At 69.7% G+C, this 20,348-nt stretch carries 16 protein-coding genes; 3 read left to right on the top strand and 13 right to left on the bottom strand.

What is annotated here, in order from left to right:
* Positions 1-178: 178 nt before the first annotated feature.
* A complete protein-coding gene (locus IVW53_05455; GenBank protein ID MBF6605013.1) occupies positions 179-2,728 on the top strand; it encodes a CehA/McbA family metallohydrolase in 2,550 nt (849 codons plus the stop codon).
* Between the two features lie 15 nt (positions 2,729-2,743).
* Here IVW53_05455 and iolB (IVW53_05450) read toward each other — a convergent pair whose 3' ends face one another.
* From iolB (IVW53_05450) to iolD, 12 genes are all read right to left on the bottom strand, one after another.
* Positions 2,744-3,565: a 5-deoxy-glucuronate isomerase gene (gene iolB, locus IVW53_05450; protein MBF6605012.1), complete on the bottom strand. Its 822-nt coding sequence runs from the start codon at positions 3,563-3,565 to the stop codon at positions 2,744-2,746.
* A gap of 8 nt (positions 3,566-3,573) precedes the next feature.
* Complete coding sequence (locus IVW53_05445; protein ID MBF6605011.1) at positions 3,574-4,617, bottom strand: Gfo/Idh/MocA family oxidoreductase; 1,044 nt, start codon at positions 4,615-4,617, stop codon at positions 3,574-3,576.
* Between the two features lie 33 nt (positions 4,618-4,650).
* Entirely contained in the window at positions 4,651-5,598 is a 948-nt protein-coding gene (locus IVW53_05440; GenBank protein MBF6605010.1) for a transketolase family protein, read from the bottom strand.
* Positions 5,599-5,606: 8 nt separating this feature from the next.
* Positions 5,607-6,542 carry a transketolase gene (locus tag IVW53_05435; GenBank protein ID MBF6605009.1) on the bottom strand — a complete coding sequence of 312 codons (936 nt, stop codon included), beginning with the start codon at positions 6,540-6,542 and terminating at the stop codon, positions 5,607-5,609.
* Between the two features lie 19 nt (positions 6,543-6,561).
* Positions 6,562-7,617, bottom strand: coding sequence for a LacI family DNA-binding transcriptional regulator (locus IVW53_05430; protein ID MBF6605008.1), 1,056 nt, complete (start codon positions 7,615-7,617; stop codon positions 6,562-6,564).
* A 146-nt stretch (positions 7,618-7,763) separates the two neighbouring features.
* On the bottom strand, positions 7,764-8,606 hold the full coding sequence (locus tag IVW53_05425) for a sugar phosphate isomerase/epimerase (GenBank protein MBF6605007.1): 843 nt from the start codon (positions 8,604-8,606) through the stop codon (positions 7,764-7,766).
* Positions 8,607-8,617: 11 nt separating this feature from the next.
* On the bottom strand, positions 8,618-9,394 hold the full coding sequence (locus IVW53_05420; protein ID MBF6605006.1) for an EamA family transporter: 777 nt from the start codon (positions 9,392-9,394) through the stop codon (positions 8,618-8,620).
* Between the two features lie 117 nt (positions 9,395-9,511).
* Positions 9,512-10,510: a hypothetical protein gene (locus IVW53_05415; protein MBF6605005.1), complete on the bottom strand. Its 999-nt coding sequence runs from the start codon at positions 10,508-10,510 to the stop codon at positions 9,512-9,514.
* On the bottom strand, positions 10,507-11,433 hold the full coding sequence (iolB, locus tag IVW53_05410) for a 5-deoxy-glucuronate isomerase (protein ID MBF6605004.1): 927 nt from the start codon (positions 11,431-11,433) through the stop codon (positions 10,507-10,509). The genes IVW53_05415 and iolB (IVW53_05410) overlap by 4 nt, the downstream gene beginning before the upstream one ends.
* A complete protein-coding gene (locus IVW53_05405; GenBank protein ID MBF6605003.1) occupies positions 11,430-12,392 on the bottom strand; it encodes a 5-dehydro-2-deoxygluconokinase in 963 nt (320 codons plus the stop codon). Before IVW53_05405 ends, iolB (IVW53_05410) begins: the two co-directional genes overlap by 4 nt.
* A gap of 16 nt (positions 12,393-12,408) precedes the next feature.
* Positions 12,409-13,647 carry a DegT/DnrJ/EryC1/StrS family aminotransferase gene (locus IVW53_05400; protein MBF6605002.1) on the bottom strand — a complete coding sequence of 413 codons (1,239 nt, stop codon included), beginning with the start codon at positions 13,645-13,647 and terminating at the stop codon, positions 12,409-12,411.
* Between the two features lie 60 nt (positions 13,648-13,707).
* The gene (iolD, locus tag IVW53_05395) at positions 13,708-15,594 is read right to left on the bottom strand and encodes a 3D-(3,5/4)-trihydroxycyclohexane-1,2-dione acylhydrolase (decyclizing) (GenBank protein ID MBF6605001.1); all 1,887 of its coding nucleotides are present in this window, start codon (positions 15,592-15,594) and stop codon (positions 13,708-13,710) included.
* Between the two features lie 84 nt (positions 15,595-15,678).
* On the opposite strand from iolD, the gene IVW53_05390 reads away from it, so the two are divergent.
* Both IVW53_05390 and IVW53_05385 read left to right on the top strand, forming a co-directional pair.
* Positions 15,679-18,282, top strand: a complete 2,604-nt coding sequence (locus tag IVW53_05390) for a CehA/McbA family metallohydrolase (GenBank protein ID MBF6605000.1) — start codon at positions 15,679-15,681, stop codon at positions 18,280-18,282.
* A 1-nt stretch (position 18,283) separates the two neighbouring features.
* On the top strand, positions 18,284-19,150 hold the full coding sequence (locus tag IVW53_05385) for a sugar phosphate isomerase/epimerase (GenBank protein MBF6604999.1): 867 nt from the start codon (positions 18,284-18,286) through the stop codon (positions 19,148-19,150).
* 28 nt (positions 19,151-19,178) lie between these two features.
* Here the strand turns inward: IVW53_05385 and IVW53_05380 are convergent, their stop codons facing one another.
* Positions 19,179-20,312 carry a cytochrome P450 gene (locus tag IVW53_05380; protein MBF6604998.1) on the bottom strand — a complete coding sequence of 378 codons (1,134 nt, stop codon included), beginning with the start codon at positions 20,310-20,312 and terminating at the stop codon, positions 19,179-19,181.
* Between the last annotated feature and the right edge of the window lie 36 nt (positions 20,313-20,348).

The following is a 20,348-nucleotide window of genomic DNA, read 5'->3' as shown; positions in this document are numbered from 1 at the left end:
GGGTCACGATGGTCGGGCGGCGGGGGTTCGACCGGACATCTCGCAGCCTCTTGTGCAACCGTTTGTACGATGTTAGCGTCCGGTCCATGGCGTCGTCAATACGGAGACCAAATCCCGCTTCGAGACCACTCTGATGGGGCGTTCGAGCCCGCTCGCGAGACCGGTCGATCTCGATCCAGTGAGGAACGCGACCGACCATCAGGTCGCCCTCCGATTCCATGCCCAGTACGCGGCGGCCCTACCACGTCTGCCTGTCGGGCGGCAGGTGTTCCACGGACTTCCGTTCGACCTCGGGCCCGGCTCGACCGCGCAGCGCTGGATCCTGGTCGACGCGCCGACGACGATCGACCTGGGCGATAGCGGAGTGGCCAGCCACGTCGTCGTCGCCCATCTGTGCGACGCGTGGCGCGACGATACCGGCAGCCGCCCGGACGAGCTCGCGGTGGGTCATGTCGTCCCGGTCGGCGAGCCGCTCGCCCGGTACACCGTGGTGGACCGGTCGGGGCGGAGGACGAGCCGGACGATCAGGCGTCGGTTCGAGATCAACGACGGGATCCTCGGCTGGGGGTCGACCGCGTTCGCGGCGATCAGCCACCTCGCCAATGAGGTCGTCGACTGGCGCGGTCCCCATGCGGTCCAGGTACCCGGGCGTTACGCGGCGGCCGGCCACTCGGGGTCGCTGACGATCATGCCCGGGACTTACGGGGCGAACCAGACCGGTATGTCCGACTTCGTTCCGAGCCCGACCGACGATGCGCTGCTTTGGCTCCACGCGATCGAGCTGGAGGCGGGCGCCGAGCCGGTCGCCCTGCATCTCGGGCCGCTCGCGGCGGGTCGCCCGGGGAGCGACGTGATCGTGGCCGCCGTGACGCTGTTCCGCGGATCGAGCAATCCGCTGGCGCGCGGGCCGCGGTTCGCGGTGCGTGTCGACGGTCTGGCCGGACGCCCCCCGGAGGTCGACCTCGGCACCATCATCCGCTTGCGTCAGGCGCCGGTCGCCCCTTCATCGCCGACGAACGCGAACGTCATCGTGGGTTGGGGAACGTCGCGCGCCAACCCCGACCGCACCCCGTCGGGCGCCAGCATCGTCGACCTGGCGATCGCGCCCGACGCCCTGGTCGACCTCGATGGCTGGAGTGTGTCCGGGCGCGAGCTGCTGGCCGGGGTCCCGCCGCTCGACCCTGCCGGCCGGCGCTCGATCGAGGTCCTGCCCGCACCATGCGTGCCGGTCGAGGTGGAGATCGTCGATCGGACCACTGGCGAACGCGTGCCCGCCCGGGTCCGCTTCACCGCCGCCGATGGTCGCTACCTGCCACCGGTCGGCCACCGCGACGAGGTCAACCCGGCGTTCTACGAAGACACCGGCGGGGACCTGATCCTGGGATCGTCCACGTATGCTTACGTCCCCGGCCGGTTCGCGATCGAGCTGCCGGTCGGCGCGGTAGAGGTCGAGGTCGTTGGAGGATTCGACCGCGCGCCGCATCACGCCCGACTCGAAGTCGATCCGACGATGGGCCGGCTGGAGCTTCCACTCGACCGGACGATCGACCTCCACGCCGGGCGATGGGTCACCGCCGACACGCACGTCCATTTCCTCGCCCCATCGACCGCACTACTCCAGGCGGCGGCGGAGGACGTCGACCTCGTGAATCTGCTGGCTGCCCAGTGGGGCGACCTGTTCACGAACGTCACGGACCTGCCGTGGGGCTCGATGGCCGATCCTGCGGGTCGCCGCATCGTCGTGGTCGGAACCGAAAACCGCCAGAACGTGCTGGGCCACCTGGCGCTGCTCGGTGCCCACCGGCCCGTCCAGCCGTTCGCCAGCGCGGGCCCGCCCGAGGGTCGGATGGCCGGGGCGTTGAGCGTCCTCCTCGCCGACTGGGCCGATCGCTGCCGGGCCGCCGGCGGGCTTGTCGTGGCCGCTCATTTTCCGTTGCCATACGCCGAGATCGCGGCCGACATCGTGGCAGGCAAGATCGACGCCCTCGAGACCCAGGCGCTGGCACCGGGCCTGGACGATCCGTCCGTGCTTGAGTGGTACCGCTTCCTCAACCTCGGCTACCGTCTGCCGATCGTGGCCGGGACGGACAAGATGTCGGCCGAGGTCCCGATCGGTGCCGTCCGGACGTACGGTCACCTGCTCACCGACGAGCCGCTCACGTTCGACGCCTGGGCGGCTGCCGTCCGGGCTGGTCGGACCTTCGTCACGTCCGGCCCGATCCTGGAGATCGCGGTGGAGGGACACGAGCCGGGGGATGTGATCCGCGTCCGGTCGGGTGGTCGCCTCGAGGTCACGGCACAGGCGCGCGCCGCCCAGCCCGTGATCACGGTCCTGGAGCTGGTCGTGAACGGCCGTGTTGTAGCGGCCACCAGCGCGGCGGCAGGATCGACCGAGCTCGGCCTCCACGAAACGGTCGAGGTCGCGGCCGGAGCCTGGATCGCGGCCCGGTCACGCAGCGGGAATGAGATCAGCTCGGCGTTCGCGACCGCCATGGCCGCGCACACCTCGCCCGTCTATGTGGAGGTGCGGGATCGACCTCTCGTCCCGTCGATGGAAGACGCGGCGGGCGTTGAGCAGATCATCATCGGCGCGCGGACCTGGGTCGCCGAGCTGGCCGCGGTGGCAGACTCGGACGAACGTGCCCGGATGGTGCAGTTCTTCGATGCCAGCCTCGAGACCCTCCGCAGCCGGGGGCGTGCATCGCTGCCGGACGCGACCCGGCTCTGACGATCGGCGACGCGGTCAGGACGTGGGCTCGAGCGGGATTGGGATCGGCCGCCCAGCCCAGTCATCGGTGATCCACGCGTAAGCCGGGTCGTTGAGCTGGGTCACCGGTTTCGTGTCACCCGCGAGGAAATTGAGGTAGTAGGCGTTGGTGCCCGGTGCGGCCACCACGGTGTGGTAGCCCTCGTGGACCAGCACCAAGTCCCCGTCTGCCACGGTGATCGAGACGTCGAGATCGGTGTCGCGGGTATACAGACGCTGGATCGCGAACCCGTCCGTCACGGACAGGCGGTAGTAGTACGACTCCTCGTGGTAACTGGTGCCGGACCGCCCATCGTGCCTGTGAGGCGGGAAGCTCGACCAGTTGCCGCTCGGGGTCAGGATCTCGTAGGCGATGAGCCGTTCCGACGGGAACGTCGGATCCACCGTGCAGGTCACCCCGCGGCTGACGTTGGCGCCACCGCGGACGAAGCTCGGCAGGTCGGCGGGCGCATAGAGGCGAGCCGGATAGAGCCCCGACGCCGGTGCGGAGCCGAACGCGACTTCGAAGGCAGTCACGGCGCCGATCGACCATGCCGTGCCGGGCGGCAGGTAGGCGACGTGGGGCTTCTCCGTGAAGACGTCCTTCCGGGAGACGGGATGCTTCTCGCCGCCGAAGGCGAACCAGCCTGCGCCGCGGAGCGGGACGATGGCGCTCTCGTTCCCGGCTGTATCGCCCTCGACCGCCTCCCCTGGAGCGAGGGACAGCACCCGGAACGACAGGTAGCGCCAACCGACACTCGTCGGCGTGATCTCGAGGAGGGTCCCTGGACCCGACACGGGGCGCACGTGACGGGTCACCTCCGGGCTCACGCCGGGACCCCTGCGGAGACGTCATCCAGCCGGATTGGCCGGCCCTTCCGCCAGCTGAGCCTCGCCGCGACGGCCAGCCGAAGCGATTCGAACGCGTCCTCTGGGCCTGGCGTCGGCGTGACCCCTTCGCCGAGCGCGGCGAAGAACGCCTCCAGCTCGAGCTTGTAGGCGACCTCGAATCGGTCTGGGAAGTTTTCGTAGTGGTCGCCCTCGAACCCGAACCGCCGCGAAAAGGTCGCGTTCGTCTTCTGGGGCGCCTCGACGACGACCTTGCCTGCCGCGCCGGCCACCTCGGTCCGAATGTCGTAGCCCCATGCGGAATGGCGCGACATCTCGACGACGCCCAGGGCTCCGTTCCGGAAGCGGAGCATCGTGACCGCGGTATCGATGTCGCCACCGTCGCCGAACCGGTCGTCGAACAGGACGCTGCCCCACGCGGAGACCTCCTCGACCTCCCCGACCAGGAACCTGGCCAGGTCGAAGTCGTGCACGCTCATGTCCAGGAACGACCCGCCGCTGTCGCGGATGAAGGCCGCCGACGGCGGATAAGTATCCCGCGAGTACGAGCGGAACTGCTCAATCCGCCCGAGCTCGCCCGAGGCGATGAGCTCCTTCGCGCGGACGTAGCCGGGATCGAAGCGTCGCATGAACCCCAACTGGACGGGCAGGCCCGTCTCGCGCCAGAGGGTGACCACGCGGTTGGTCTCGGCGAGGTCGAGGGCAATCGGCTTCTCGCTCCAGACCGCCTTGCCCGCGCGAAGGGCCGCCTCGATGAGGCTCGCGTGCGTTGCCGTCGGGGTGACGATGACGACGGCCTCGACGGCAGGGTCGTTGATAGCGCCCAGTGCGTCCGTCGTGGCCCGGTCCACACGCGCCATGTCGCGTGCGAGTTCGGCCGCAGCGAGGTCCGGGTCGGCGACGACGACGATCTGAACGTTGCGCACCCCGGCGAGGGTCTGGATATGGGTTTGCCCCATTCGTCCCACGCCCAGGAACGCGACCCCGATGCTCTTCGGGTTCTTCACCTTGAATGTGCTCATCCGGTCACCTCCGTGGCGACTACCATCGACCGCTCACCGACCCGCGGCACGAGACGGCTCGGCCGTGCGGGAGAATTCCATGACGACGCGCTCGGCAACGCGTTCGGGCGACAGCCCATGTCGGTCGAGTAGGAAGGCATTCGGGGCGGACTCGCCCCACGTGTCCTGGATGCCGATCCGCACGAGCCGGCGGGGCTCACGCTCGCTGAGGATCTCGGCCACAAGGCCGCCCAGGCCGCCGATGATCGTGTGCTCCTCCGCACTCACCACGAGGCGGACGCGTTGCGCTGCCTCCGCGACGGCCGCTGCGTCGACGGGTTTCAATGACGGCACGTGCAGGACGCCGGCCGAGATCCCCATGGTCTCGAGGAGGGTCGCCGCGGCGAGGCAGCGGGCCGACTGCATCCCGGTCGAGACGATCAGCACGTCCGATCCGTCGCGCAGGGGGACCACGCGCCTGGGTTCAAACAGATACGTGTCGTCGAAGAGATCCGGTCCGGCGTCACGCGCCAGACGCAGGTAGACCGGCCCAGGCGTCCCGGTCGCCCAGCGCACGGCCGCCACGCACTCGGTCGCGTCGCCCGGGGCGAGGACGGTCATACCCGGCATCGCCCGCATGATCGCGAGGTCCTGGACGTCCTGGTGGGTCTTGCCGGTGAAGCCGGTCAGCAGACCCGCATAAGCGGCGCCGATCTTCACGTTCGCGTGAGTCTGGGCGACGAGCATCCGGACCTGGTCGACGGCGCGATGGGTGAAGAACACGGCGAACGACGAGAGCCACGGCACGTAGCCAAGGGTCGCCAGTCCGACGGCGACGCCGACCATGTTCTGCTCGGCGATGCCCATCTGGAGGAAGCGGTCAGGGTGCGCGACGGCGAAGCGGTCGGCACGGGTGGATGTCGCGAGGTCGCCGTCGAGGACGAGGAGGTCATGGTTCTCGACAGCGAGGTCGCACAGGGTCTCGGCCCAGGCATCGCGCATCGGCCGCGTCACGGCCCTGCCTCACCGGGGTGCTCGAACCCGAGCTCGAGTCTCGCTGCGGCCACTTCGTGGGCTGTGGCGACGCGAGCATGCCACTCGAAGCGGCCCTCGGTGAACGACAGGCCGCGCCCCTTCACGGTCCTCGCCAGGATGGCCGTGGGCTGCGATCCCGCAGCCGCCCCGCGGGCATCCGCGCAGGCCGCGACGATCGCCTCGACGTCGTGGCCGTCGACCTCGAGCACGCGCCAGCCGAAGGCTTCCAGCGCATCGCGGAGGCGGGCCCCGGCAAGCGGGTCGCGTCGATCGCCGCGGCCCTCGTCGCCCGGCGCCGGCGGCCAGCCGTACTGCTGCAGGCCGTTGCAGTCGACGATCGCCGTGAGGTTGCCGAGCCCGTACTTCGCGGCGACCATCACGCTCTCCCAGACCATCCCCTCCTGGGTCTCGCCGTCACCGAGCATGACGAAGGTGTGTACGCCGAGACCGCGCATCCGCGCCCCAAGGGCGATCCCGAGTCCGACCGCGAGGCCCTGGCCGAGCGAACCCGTTGACGCCTCCAAACCGGGCAGTCGGGTCATATCCGGATGACCCTGCAGCCGGCTGTCGCCGGTATCGAAGGACGCGAGCTCCGCCACCGGGAAGTAGCCGCGGAGCGCCATCACCACGTAGAGCCCGATCGCGGAGTGGCCCTTCGACAGGATGAATCGGTCGCGATCTGGCCAGTCCGGCTCGTCCGGACGGATCCGGAGGACCCCAAAGTATAGCGCGACGAGCAGGTCCATGGCCGACAACGGCCCGCCGATATGACCGGCGCCACTGTGCGCGACCGTGTCGACCACCAGCAGTCGGCCGCGTCGGGCGAGCTCGTCCAGGTCGGCCTGTGGACCGACTCCACCGTCCGGAGTCAACGGCAATGGATCGGCCGGACGTCGCGCGGCGCGATCCATCGAGGATCGGGCACGGAGGTCACGATCGACCGCCGCGCACCGGCAGGCTCCGCGTGCTCTCGCGGACGACGATCTCCACCGGCAGCATCACGCCGTCCGGCAGGACGCCCTCGTGGACCGCCCGGATGAGAGACGAAGCCGCGATGCGGCCCATCTCCGCGGACGGCACCGCCACGGTCGTCAATCGGGGATTGGAGATCCCGGCGTACGGGATCCCGTCGAACCCGACGATCCCGACGTCGTCCGGGACCCGGAGACCGAGATTCCGGAGCGCATCCATGAGCCCGAGCGCCAGTTGGTCGTCGTAACAGACGATCGCCTCGGGCAGGTTGGCCGCGATCTCGGCGGCGAGGTCGCCAGGGGCGCGCCACGCGTCAACGGAGCCCACGAACGTGTGCATCGGAGTGCGGATGCCTCGACTGCGCAGCGTCGCCGCAACAGTCTCGGCGCGGGTCGTGTTCGAGTCGCGGACACCACTCGCGACGTACGCGACTTGTCGGCAACCACTCTCTACCAGGTGGTCGACCGCGGCTCGCACGCCGCTCGCATCATCGGTCTGGATCACCCCGGGAACGCGCGGACCGTCACGGCGAGGCAGGCTGCGATGGTCCGGCCAGACGAGGACGAGCCGGTCCGGATCGACCCGCTCCCGCAATTCCCTGGGCGAGAGCACGCTCGACACGATCGCGACGCCATCCGTCCCGTGCTCCGCGAAGATGCGCAGCGCCAGCCGCTCGCGCACGAGATCCCGCTCGCCGGCCACGACCATCACGCAATACCCCTGCTGGCGTGCTTCCTGTTCGAACGCGGACGCGACCTGCCCGTGGACGGGATCGCGCAGATCGGGCAGGAGGAGGCCCAAGGTGCGCGTCCGGCGGACGCGGAGGCTGCGGGCTGCCGCATTCGGTACGTACTGCAGGTCGGCTGCCGCGGTCTTGACCGCCTGGCGGGTGGCGAGGCTGATGCGCGGGTCGTCCGCGAGGGCGCGAGACGCGGACGAGCCGGAGACGTTCGCCCGTTGGGCGACATCCTTCAGGAGGATGCGACGGCGCGGACCGTTCCCATCCACTGCCATGCGGCTGGGCTCGGCCTAGACCGCGACAGCGGCAGCGGGAAGATCGCGGCGGGAAGCATGCATCTGGACCGCACCCTCCATCGTTGCAACCGATTGCGCAAACCATAGCATCGGGTCTTGGCAACGTCAACATAACCGAATGCAGGTCAATCCCGCAGCAACTTCCTGAGAACCTCGAGCAGGCCTGCGCCGACGGCGAACGGATCGGCCGATTCCCAGTGGAGCGGACTGTAGAGCTCGTTGTCCCACCAGCCGTCGAAGCCGGTGGAGCGCACGGCGTCGACCCAGGCCCGGAGCGGGATGACGCCCTCACCCGGCCAGACGCAACGAGACCGCTGGTCGGGCCCTGGCCTGCCGGCCGGTCCGAGCGAATCCGCAAAGTCGACCCCGAAGATGATCCGCGGCTCGAGGCCGGCGACCTCGTCCGGCGTGGTTCCGCATTGCCACAAGTGCCAGAAGTCGAGGACCAGGCCCACGCTGTCACGCTCGGTCGCGTCGACGGCCTCGACCGCCCGGGCAAGCGGAGCGAGCGGCGTCCACGCCACCGGCTCCAGGTAGTACCGGATCCCGTGCGGGGCGCCGAGATCGGCGACGGCCCGCATCCCGTCCGCCGTGACCCGTCGCAACTCGGCCGGGGACAGCTCGGCCGGTCCACTGTACGAGCCGCCCGGCGTGACGGGGCCGGTCAGGAGCTGCACATGGGACGCGCCGATGTCGACGGCAAGCTCGGTGAGCGCCTCGGCCTCACGCAGCATCGCCGCCCGCTCATGCGCTCGCCAGCGTTCGACGTCGGGGAGCGCGCCGAGGTTCACGGGCTCGAGACCCTGCAACGCGTCGCGCAGACTCTCAGGGTCGTATCCCTGCGCCAGGTACCTCCGGACAGGTTCCTGCCGCACGAAGATCCCGTCCCAGCCGGTTTCCCTCGCGACGCGGATCTGCATCAGCACCGGCAGGTGCATCGTCGAGTTGGAGTTGTAGACCAGGCGCATCGGATGGCTCCTCATGACGCGGCGAGCACCCCCAGGACGGCGATGCCGACGACAACGAAAGCGATCCCCACTATCTGGCGTGGGGCGAGGCGCTCCCTGAAGAGGACGAAGGCGGCCACCGCGGCGACCGGCGCGAACGTCGAGGCGAGCACCGAGGTGAGAGCGACGTTCTCGCGAGCCCCGGCGGAAAACGAGGCGAAGCCCACGACCTCGATGAACCCGGTCACCAGGACGAAGGGGAGGGCCGCTTGGGGGAACCGGAGGCGCCCCGTGAGGAAGAGTGGAATACCCACCGCGGCGACGCCGACGAGCCGGCCTGCGAGGATGATCCATGCCGCCGGGAGCGTCGCACTGACCTGCCCGGTCACGAATAGTCCCAGCCCGAACAGGCTTGCCGCACAGGCCGCCAACTCCGCCGCCCGCAGGGACTGCGCACGGCTGATCGCGACGCCGTCTTCGAGCTCATGACCGCCGCTTGTCGCTGCCAGTACCACGCCGACCACGACCACGACCAGGGCAGGCCCCGATCCCGCCGCGAGCGTCTGCCCGGCCAGGACGGACAATACCGCCGCGATCGCGCCCTCCGTCGATCCGATCGTCGAGATGATCCCGACGGCACCGATCCGATAGGCGGCATAGGCAAGCAGCAGACCGCCTACGTTCGCGGCGCCGGCCAGCGCCGCCAGGATGAGGGTCTCGACTGGTACCGCTGGGACGGCGGGCAGCGGCGACACCGCCACGGCGACCGGCAGCACGAGGAGGGACCCCACGATCATGACCCCGGCCACGGTCGGGGCAGCTCCGGCGAGACGGCTTGCGCGCGCCGACGCCAGCGTAGAGATGGCGAAGCACAGGGCGGTGAGCACTCCCGCGACGATAGGCAACATGCGTGGTAGGCGGCTGTCTCAGCCGTTCCCGCCAGCGTGCAGCGGCTTCGCCACACGCTCCGCCATCTCGCGGCAGCGCTCAAGGTTAGGGCGACACACTCGGGTCGCGACGCGCTCTGTCTCGTCGGCGTCCGGTCCGAGTGCGGCGCCCCAGATCCCGCGGCCGGCAAGGAAGCCCGAGGCGCCCGCCGTCCCGGCGAGCCGGATCTGTTCGACGAACGTATCGGTCTCCACGGCGGCCCCGAGGATCACCCACGGCGTCTCAGCGCAGACTTCGGCCAGGGCCCGGCATGCCTCGAGAGCCGCCGATTCTGTCGTCGCTCCCCGGTCCAGCACCGGGAACGGCAACTTGAGCAGGTCGGCGCCGAGGGGCTCGAGCTTTCCCACGGCACCGAGCACGAGTCGCGTGTACGCGGCGGCGTACGCCCCTGCGGTCTCGCCCGGTCGCCGGTAGACGACGGGCTCGATGACGAGCGGGAGCCCCAGCTCGTGGCAGGCGGCGGCCGTCGTTGTGACGAGCCTCGCCTGACAGGCGGCCGAGCCTGCGTCGTCCACGCGGTACGGGAGCAGCAGCTTGCAGGCGTCGGCCCCGTAGCGGAGCGCGTCGGAAGGCGAGAAGTCGTCCAGGAGGGTGGTCGTCGGGTGTTCCCCCACGCTCTCGTAGCCCTGCGCCTCCAGCGGCATGATCAGTCCGATCCACGCGGGGACGGCCCCGGCCTCGAGCGCGAGTCGCCCGAGCTCCTCGTCGAGCATGATCGCCGTCGCCGAGGGCGCGAGCGACCTCGCGAGGCGGAGCTTCATAGACCGGAGATCCGCGCTGTTCAGCCCATTGACTCCCCGTCGCTCGAGCATGACCCGGAGGCTGTCCCGGTGATCGATGGCAATGCCCGCGATGACGCCACGTGGGCCGCCGAGGCGGAGCAGTCGCCGGCGCCGGCCGACTGCCGAGGCGCTCGCGCGCGCCGGCGCTGCCGTCGCGGTCGACGCACGGGGGGCGCCGGCCGGTTCGGGCGTCACGGCCGAACGAGGGGCAGCCGGGGATCCGGCGCCATCGCGGGCCACAGGGAGCGGACCCAGGCGAGGTCGGGGTCGTCCGTGTTGGCCATCGTGCGCCGATCGCCGGCCAGCGCGTTCAGGTAGTAGGCGTCATAGCCCTGGGTCGAGGCGAACGGGTGATAGCCCTGGTCGACGATCACCAGGTCGCCGTGTCGGACCGGCATCAGCCGATCACGGGAGCCGTCGCGGTGGTAGACACGCTGGATCGCCCAACCCTCGGGCCGGCTCATCTGGTAGAAGTACGTCTCCTCAAGGACTGCCTCCCGCGGCGGATCGTCCACGTCGTGCTTGTGGGGCGGCCAGCCCGACCAGTTGCCCGATGGCGTGAACACCTCGCAGATGAGCAGCCGGTCTGCGGGAAAGCCCGGCATCATGATGTTGTTGACCTGCCGGGTGGCGTTGCCGGCGCCGCGGATCTCGATCTCGAGGTCTCCCGGTCCCACGACGACCGGCCCGGTGGCGACGCCGGTCCGTCCGGTGAGCGGGGCCTGTGCCACTGCGACGACCGCCCGCCGCCCGGGGAGTGGCCGGCCGATGATGCGCGCGGTCGTGCCGGCCGGGATGTAGGCGCTCCACGGCATGCCTTCAAAGACCGATGGCCGGCCCGCGAGGTGAAGGCCGGGACCCCGATCGAACGCGATCTCGACGCCGCCGCCGGAGATGGTGACGATCGCGGCCTCCTGGTCCGGACGATCGAGGACGACCGTCTCGTCCGCGTCGAGCCCGAAGGCCCGGAACGACAGGTACCGCCAGCCTGAGCGGGCCGGGTCCGTCGCCACGGCGCCGTCGGCGTCGGGGCGGATATGGAGGGACTCGGGTGGAATGTGCATCGGCAGCTTGGCCGGATGGATCACCGGTCCCGTCGGTCGGTCGGGCGTGGTCACGGGAGCGCCTCCTGCGGTCCCGCCGCGAGTCGTGCGAGCAGCCTGTCGATCTCGTCCGGGGTCGGCATCGCCGTGCTGCACATGAGTCGCGACGCGACGATCGCCCCCGCGGCGTTACCTCGCTGCACGGCGACCGCCGGGTCGATACCGCGCAGGAGACCGGCCGCGAATGCGGCAGTGAGCGCGTCGCCGGCACCGATCCCGCACAGCACCTCAATGGCGATCCCCGGCAGGGAGTGCCGCCTCATACTCGTCACCAGCGAGACACCGTGCGGACCGTGCTTGAGCACGATCAGAGTGGGACCCGGGTCCTGGGCGACGTCCGGGCCAAGGCGCGCCGCCACGAACTCCCCGTCGCTACCGATGAGGACGTCGCACATCCGGGCCGCCCGCTCGATGACGACGGGGGCCTCGTCTGCGTCGTCCCACAGGGTCGGGCGCCAGTCGAGATCGAGGATCGTCCATGAGGCAGGGCGTCGGTGGCGGGAGGCCAGGCGACCCTCGAGCATCCGGAACGTCGTGGAGCGCGCCGGCTCGGTCGCCAGGAGTGTCCCCGAGACGATGGTCAGCGGCGCCTGCTCGAGCAGTTCCGTCGGGAGGTCGGCGACCGTCAACTGCGTCTCGGGCGAGGGTGGGGGCCGGTAGAAGGTCACCGGGAAGTGCTCCGGCGGCCAGACTTCGAAGAAGGCGACCTGTGTCCTGGAACCCGGGCGCGTCACGATCGGCCCGACGTCGATCCCTTCCCGTGCGAGGAACGCACGCACGTGGTCGCCGTGCCCGTCGTCGCCGACCCCGGAGATCACCGCGGTGCCGATCCCCAATCGGGCGAGGCCGGTGCCGATGTTCCCGGCAAATCCGCCGACGGCCCTGACGAACGCGTCAGTGGCGGCCAGCGACATCCGTGGCGTCGCCGGCGTGAAGTCGACTCCGACCCTGCCGATGACGACGGCCTCGATCATCGACGGTCCCCGACGGTCACGCCCGGTGCTTGATCACGGCATCCCGGAATGTGGCCCCGACCTTTCGAGCCTCGGTTTCCCCGTCGCGCATCCGGAGCCCGAACGGCGCCAGGTTCGCGTCGCGGACGCCGATCCCGATACTGATCGAGCGCTCGAGCAGGGCGTCGGTCCGGGGCAGCATCCCGACCCGGTAGTCACCGTGACTATGGCCGGCGTCGCCGCAATCGAACGGGCAGCCCTTGCCGGACACGGTCCGCTTCTCCAACAGATGGTTCATCTTGCTGTAGGTGTGCCAGCCCGACTCTGACAGGGTCAGGGCACCGACCTCCTCGGCTACCCTGCGGGCCATCTCGCCGGACGGGAGCACGACCACAAGATGGGTGGCCAGGTCCCCCTCCGCGTCGGTCAGCGTCCGAAAGTCGATCGCCGGGACCTCCATCAGCATGTCCTTGACGATCGCCTTGTTGGCCCGCAGATGCGACGTGATCACGTCCAGCTTGCGGACCTGCGCCAGCAGTACGGCGCCGGACAGCTCGGTCATCCGGAAATTCATGCCCAGAAACGGGCGGGGTGCGTACTTGGATTCGAGCCGGAACGGGGCGTGACCCTGATCGTGCATGGCGAAGGCGCGTTCGTACAGCGCCTGGTCGTCGGTGACGATCATCCCGCCGTCGCCGCAGGTGATCGTCTTGTACTCGTTGAAGCTGAACGTGCCTGCCGTCCCGATCCCGCCGACACCCCTGCCCTGGTAGGTGGCGCCGAATGCCTGGGCGCAGTCCTCGACGAGCGGGATGCCGTGGCGATCGGCGATGGCCTTCAACTCGTTGAGGCGCGCCGGCGCGCCGAGCATATGGACGACGAGGATGGCCGCCGTCCGCGGGGTGATCTTGGCTTCAACGTCCACCGGGTCGAGATCGAAGGTCTGGTCGACCTCCGCCAGGACCGGCGTCGCGCCGGCGTAGACGATGGCCGAGATGGAGGCGACGTACGTGAAGCCCGGCACGATCACCTCATCGCCGGCCCCGATACCCAGGCTCAGGAGGGTGATCCAGATCGCAGCCGAGCCACCGCCGTGGAGGGCCAGCCCGTAGCGGACGTTGGTCAGCTTGGCGATCGCTTCCTCCACGTGATGGACCTTCGCGCCGAAGGCGGGATTGTCCGAGGGGCCGTAGCGGCTCAGGAAGCCACTCTGAAGCACCTGCAACACCTCGGCCGTCTCCTCGGCACCGATCAGCTCGACCCCGGGTCCGGGCATGGATTTCTCCTTTCTACTCGGATCTGTCGGGCAAGGCTGGATGCCGCGGCGGTCTCGCTCTCAATGCAGATCGGTCCGTTGTCGGCGGCGGGCGTGTTCGTAGCCTTTCCTCGCGTCGCGGACACCCTCCTGCCCGCTTGTCGCCGCGACCGGCACGTCCCACCAGGATTCAAAGCCTGGGACCCGCTTTTCGGGTTCCGTCGGAACCGCGATCACGGTGATCCGGTCAGCCGCCCGGGCCTGGGCGAGTGCGTCGCGCAGCTCGTCCGGCGTGCAGGCGTGCAGGGCGAGCGCGCCCATCGCCTCGGCGTGCTGTCGGAAGTCGATCGGCACATACGGGCCGGTCAACCGGTTGCTGGCATGGTCGCGGAAACGGAGCTCGTTGCCGAAGTCCGGCACGCCGACCGCCCGCTGGAGCGCGAGGATGCATTGGAAACCGTGGTTGTCGAGGACCACGATCGTGAGCTTCAGACCCTCCGCGACCGCCGTGACGATCTCCGAATTCATCATCAGGTACGAACCGTCGCCGACCATCACTACGACCTCGCGGTCCGGCTCCGCGAGAGCCACGCCCAACCCGGCGGCGATCTCGTAGCCCATGCAGGAAAAGCCGTACTCGACGTGATATGCCTTTGGGTCTTCGACCCGCCACAGCCGCAGCAGGTCGCCGGGCAGGCTGCCGGCCGCGCAGATCACCGTCGCGTGGCCGCCGACCGCATCGTTGACGATGCCGATCACCTCGGCCTGCCCGAGATTGCCCGGCTCGCCGTTCACGGTGCGCAGGTCGGTCACGATCGCGTCCCATTCGCGCTTCAGGGTCGCCGCCTGCTCCCGATAGGGCGCGGACGTCCCCGCGTATCCGGCCGCCGCGAGTGCGGCGTCGAGGGCGCGCAGAGCCTCGCGCGCGTCGGCGACGAGCGGCAACCCACGCAGCTTGTGGGCATCCATCGGACCGATGTTGACACCGATGAACCTGACATCGGGATGCTGGAATGTCGTCTTCGACGCGGTCACGAAGTCGCCCATCCTGGTGCCCACGCACAGGACGAGGTCGGCATCGCGTGCCAGCCGGTTCGCGGCCAGCCCGCCGTTGGTGCCGGCCGGTCCCGCGTTCATCGGGTGGTCCCAGGAGAGCGCGCCCTTGCCGGCCTGTGTCTCCACCACCGGGATGCCGAAGCGGGTCGCGAAAGCCGAGAGCTCTGCCGTCGCCTCGGAATAGACCGCGCCGCCGCCGGCCACGATCAGCGGTGCCTTCGCCGCGGTGAGGAGGCGGACCGCGTCCGCGAGATCGGCCTTCTCCGGCAGCGGGCGCCGCACCCGCCACACGCGACGCTCGAAGAGGCGATCGGGCCAGTCGTGCGCCTCCGACTGGACGTCCTCGGGCAGGGAGATGGTGACCGCCCCGGTCTCCGCCGGATCCGTCAGCACCCGGAAGGCTTCGGGCAGGGAGGCGATGAGCTGCTCCGGACGCGAGATGCGATCGAAGAACCGCGAGACCGGGCGGAAGGCATCGTTGGCGCTGGAGTCACGCTCGATCGGATGCTCGACCTGCTGGAGCACGGGATCGGGGATCCGATTCGCGAAGTAGTCGCTCGGCAACAGGAGGACCGGGATCCGGTTGACGGTCGCCCCGGCGGCGCCGGTGACCATGTTCAGCGCACCAGGCCCGACCGACGAGATGCAGGCGTACGTCTGCAGGCGGTTGCGGTGGCGGGCGAACGCGGCAGCCATGTGTACCTGCGCCTGCTCGTTCTGCGGCCGGAGATACGGCATCTCCTCGGCATCCCCGAGCTCCTCGAGGGCCTGCCCGAGGCCGGCCACGTTGCCATGTCCGAAGATGCCCCAGACACCCGCGATGAAGCGCTGCTGGTGGCCGTCCCGCTCCACGTACTGGAGGGCCATGTAGCGAACGATGGCCTGACCCACGGTGAGTCGGACAACGCCCATCCGTTTCTCCTTGCGCAACCGATTGCAGAGAAGGTATCATCGCGGCTCACCCCACGTCAATATCGGTCGGGGAGGGTCGGAGTCATGACCACCGGGCGCCGCGGGTCCGCGACGCGACTGGCGCATCCGGTCGACCTGTCGTCGGAATGGAACGCCTCGGACCGTGAGGTTGGCGCCCGCTTCCACCCGCTCTACGGACGGGCCCTCAAGCGGCTTCCGGACGGGGCGTCCGTGTTCCGGGGCCTGCCCTTCGACCTGGGGACGAGGGCGGCCGGGCGCCGCTGGGTCCTGGTCCGCGACGAGCTGACGATCGATCTGCGAGGTCATGGCCTCGCCAGCCACCTGGTGGTCGCCCACTTCGCCGACAGCTGGCGCGATGCCCGGGGCGAGCGGTCCCCCGGGACACCGGTGGGATGGGTCCTGCCGACCGGCCAGCCACTCGCCCGATACGAGATCACCTTCGCCGACGGTGACACCCGGGTGGTGGACGTGCGTCGGCGATTCGAGATCGCCGACGGGATCATCGGGTGGGGTTTCCTGCCCTTCGCCGCTATCGGCCATCGCTCCGACGAGACGATCAACTGGCGAGGGCCGCACCCACGCCAGTCGCCCGGCCGCTACGCCCCGGCCGGCCACGCAGGGGCACTAACGATGCTTCCCGGTTCGTGGGGAGCGGCCCAGACTGGGGTCGCCGACTTCGTCCCGACCGCCCGTGATGACGCTACCTACTGGCTCCACGCGATACCGCTGGGCGCTAATGCGGAGCCCGTGAGACTGCGCCTCGTCCCACTCGGCGATGGGCGGGCGGGCACGGACGTCGTCATCGCAGCGCTGACCCTGTTCCGCGGTACGGCGGACCCACTGGTGCTGGCACCACGCCGGCAGCTCCTGATCACGGGTCCGGCCCGCGGACTCCCGGACGTGGACCTCGGGATGGCTATCCAGTCCCGCCCGCTGCGGGAGCCCCCTGCTAGCACCCGCGCCGAAGGTCCGATCGGCTGGGGACATCCGAACGCCGCCAGGCGTGGTGGGCCGACCCCGGCCGACACCGGGACGCGCTCGGTCCTGGATCTCACGGTGGCCCCCGACGCCCGGATCAGCTTCATCGGATGGGCGGTCGGGGTCGCCGATCTCGATACCGAGGCGGTGAGCCCTGACGGCCGGATCACGATCCAGCCACTTCCCGGTGCGGCTGTCCGGGTAGACGTCCGCCTGTCGGTCGACGATGAGGCGACGCCGGCCCGGGTCAGGTTCGTTGCATCGGATGGTCGGTACCTGCCGCCGCTCGGCCACCGCGAGGAGATCAACCCGGGCATCTGCGAGGACAGCGGCGCCGGCCTGATCCTGGGTCGGGACACCTATGCGTATGTCCCGGGCACGTTCCAGATCGACCTCCCGATCGGGGGCGTGACGGTCGAAGTCGTGAAGGGATTCGATCACCGGCCCGTGCGGAAGTCGGTGGTGGTGGGTCCCGACACCCGTGACCTCGTCATCGCGCTCGATCGGCCGATCGACCTGCGCGCCGCAGGCTGGCGTTCGTCGGACTCGCACGTCCATTTCCTGGCCCCTTCGACCGCACTACTCCAGGCGGCGGCGGAGGACCTGACGTTCGTCCATGTGCTTGCGACGCAACTGGGTGACGAGTTCACGAGCATCCCGGACCTGCCCTGGGGCTCGCAGAAGGATCCGAGCGGTCGCCACATGGTGTTCGTCGGGACGGAGAACCGCCAGAACATGCTCGGTCACCTGGCGCTGCTCGGGGCGAGGCACCCGGTCGTACCGCTGGCTGCGGGCGGCGCCCCCGAAGGTCGCATCGGCGGGGCGATCACGGAGCTCCTGAGCGACTGGGCCGATCGCTGCCACGCCGAGGGCGGTCTCGTCGTCGGGGCGCATTTTCCGCTGCCCTTTGCTGAGATCGCTGCCGGCATCGTCGCCGGACGGATCGACGCCATCGAGATGCAGTGCTTCGCCCCGGGTCTCGATAATCCGTCGATCCTCGAGTGGTACCGATTCCTCAACTGCGGCTACCGGGTGCCGGTCCTGGGCGGCACCGACAAGATGTCCGCTGAGGTACCGGTGGGCGCGGTCCGCACCTACGCCCGGCTCGATCCGGACGAGCCCCCGACATTCGAGGCATGGTCCGCCGCCGTGCGCGCAGGCCGGACGTTCGCCACATCCGGACCGGTAATCGAGCTGTCCGTCGACGGGCACGAGCCCGGCGACGTCCTGTCCCTTCCGGCGTCCGGCGGACACCTCGAGGCGCACGTCCGCGCGCGCGCCGCACAGCCGATCATCGGCTCAGTAGAGCTGATCGTGAACGGCCGCGTGGTCGCTCGGCGGGATGCGCCGCAGGCCACAGATGACGTCCGCCTCGAGACCGTCATCGAGATCGACGGCGGGGCGTGGGTTGCCGCACGATCGCGCAGCGACCATGAGATCCACTCGGCGTTCAACACCAGCATGGCGTCCCACACCTCGCCGGTGTACGTGGAGGTACTGGATCGGCCTCTGTTCGCGCGGGGCGATGCGGAGGCCATCCTCCAGGTCATCAACGGCACCGTACGATGGCTGGAGACGATGGCAGTGGTAGGGGATCCGGCACTCCGCGCGCGCATGGCCGCGCGGATCGCAGCGAGCGGAGCGACCCTCCGCGCGCGCATCGGTCCTGCAACATGGGAGCATGCCTGACGTGAAGATCGCGCTCGATCCGTACATGCTGCGCGAACGCCCGTTCGCGGAGGTCTGCCGGATCGCGGCGGACATCGGCTACGACTCGATCGAGCTGTCGCCGCGGCCCGATTTCATCCCGTTCTTCACCCACCCCCGGGCGGACTGGGCCAAGGTCGCCGAGTTCCGGACGGCGCTCTCCGACACCGGGATGCAGCTCGCCTCGATCCTGCCCCTGTATCGCTGGTCCAGCCCGGACGAGGATGAGCGGCTGGCTGCCGTCCGCTACTGGAAGCGTGCCATCCAGCTCAGTGTCGACGTCGGCTGCAGCACGATGAACTCCGAGTTCAACGGGCGCCCGGAGCAGGCGGCGCGCAGCGAAGCCCAGTTCTGGCGCTCGATGGAGGAGCTCCTGCCGATCTTCGAGCGCGAGGGCATCCGCCTGAACCTCGAAGCCCACCCGGATGACTTCATCGAGCGCAACACGGAGGCGGTCGACCTGGTTCGCGGGATCGATTCACCGCTGGTCCGGTACGTCTTCTGCGCCCCGCACACCTACTACCTGGGCGACGACATCGCGGCGATGATCGAGTATTCGGCGCCCGTCCTCGCTCAGGTCCACATCGCCGACGTCCTCAACCATCGAGCCTCGTCCGGCCTCCGGTACATCGTGAACCCACCAGGGTCCACGGCCCGGGTCCACCAGCACCTGGACATCGGTCAGGGCGAGGTGGATTTCGAAGCCTGCTTCGGCGCCCTCCGCCGGGTCGGTTTCGACGGCATCCTGACCAGCTGCGTCTTTGCCTGGGAGGAGCGTGCCGTCGAATCGTGGCGTTTCATGTTCGAGCGGATCAGGCATTACCTCGGCGCCGAGGCGACGAAAGGCTGAGCGTCGCGGTCGGTCGCAGGGGGTTCGCTTAGAATTCGACCGGCAGGCTCTCCAAGGCGCGATCGGTCGGCGTGGTGACGCGCCTGATCGGTCCCGAGACGGCATACGTCGGGATTCGCGCGAACAGCTCCTCGAGGGCGATGCGCGCTTCGAGGCGGGCGAGCGGCGCTCCGATGCAGTGGTGGATCCCCTCGCCGAACGAGACGTGCCGTTCCGGCGCTCGCGTGATGTCGAGGCGATCCGGATCCCGCCAGCGGCGCTCGTCGCGGTTGGCCGAGGCCCATATGAGGCTCACGTGAGCGCCCGCGGGGATCACCGCGCCGAACGACTCGACATCCCTCGTCGCCGTCCGGAGGACGGTCTGGATCGGCGCATCGAAGCGCGCGAGCTCCTCGATCGCCGCGGTGATCCGCTCCGGCTCCAGACGCAACAGCTCGCGCTGGTCTGGGAAGCGGTTCAGGTGGAAGAGGGAATTCGAGATCAGGCCGGATGTGGTGGTGATGCCGGCCATGAACAGGAGCACGCAGCAGCCGAGCACCTCGTCCCGACTGATAGTGCCGTTCGCCTGCGCCTGGACCAGCACGCTCAGCAGGTCGTCGCGGGGCGTGGCTCGGCGGTCCGCCGCGACCTCCTCAATGTAGGCCCGCAGCCGGTCCCGTGCCTCGAGCGCGGACGCGGGCAGGGTCCGCTGGCCCGGCACCCGCTCGAGCATGTGACCGAACCAGTCCAGCAGCTCCGGGTGATCGTCGTCTGGGAAGCCCAGCCACGTGCAGACCATCTCGGCCGGGAGCGGTCTGGCCAGTTCGCGCGCCAGGTCGGCTGCGCCTCGATCCGCGAACCGGTCGATCAGGCGCCGTGCCGTGAGGCGCACCGCGGGTTCGAACCGTGCCTTGATCGCCGATGGGCTAAACGCTCCACGGAGGGCGCCGCGCATGCGCGTATGTTCGGGTGGATCAAGGGCGGCGAGGTCGCCAGCCGGCTGGAACAGCTGGTACGTGTCGTCGTGATCGTTGCCTTCGCTCCTCGAGAACGTCTGCCAGTCCCGCGCCGCCCGCTGGACGTCCTCGAACCGGGAGAATGCCCAGATGCCTCGATCCTCGTCGTGGTGCAGCGGCGCCTCGTCGCGGAGCCGACGATAGACCGGATAGGGATCGTCGACCACCACAAGTGGATCCCACCGGACGGGCTCCTGCGGGCC

It is taken from the genome of Chloroflexota bacterium (genome assembly GCA_015478725.1).
In the GTDB taxonomy this organism is placed as follows: domain Bacteria; phylum Chloroflexota; class Limnocylindria; order Limnocylindrales; family CSP1-4; genus C-114.
Note: the sequence above shows the minus strand (reverse complement) of the source record. Positions and strands in the feature narration are given on the sequence as shown.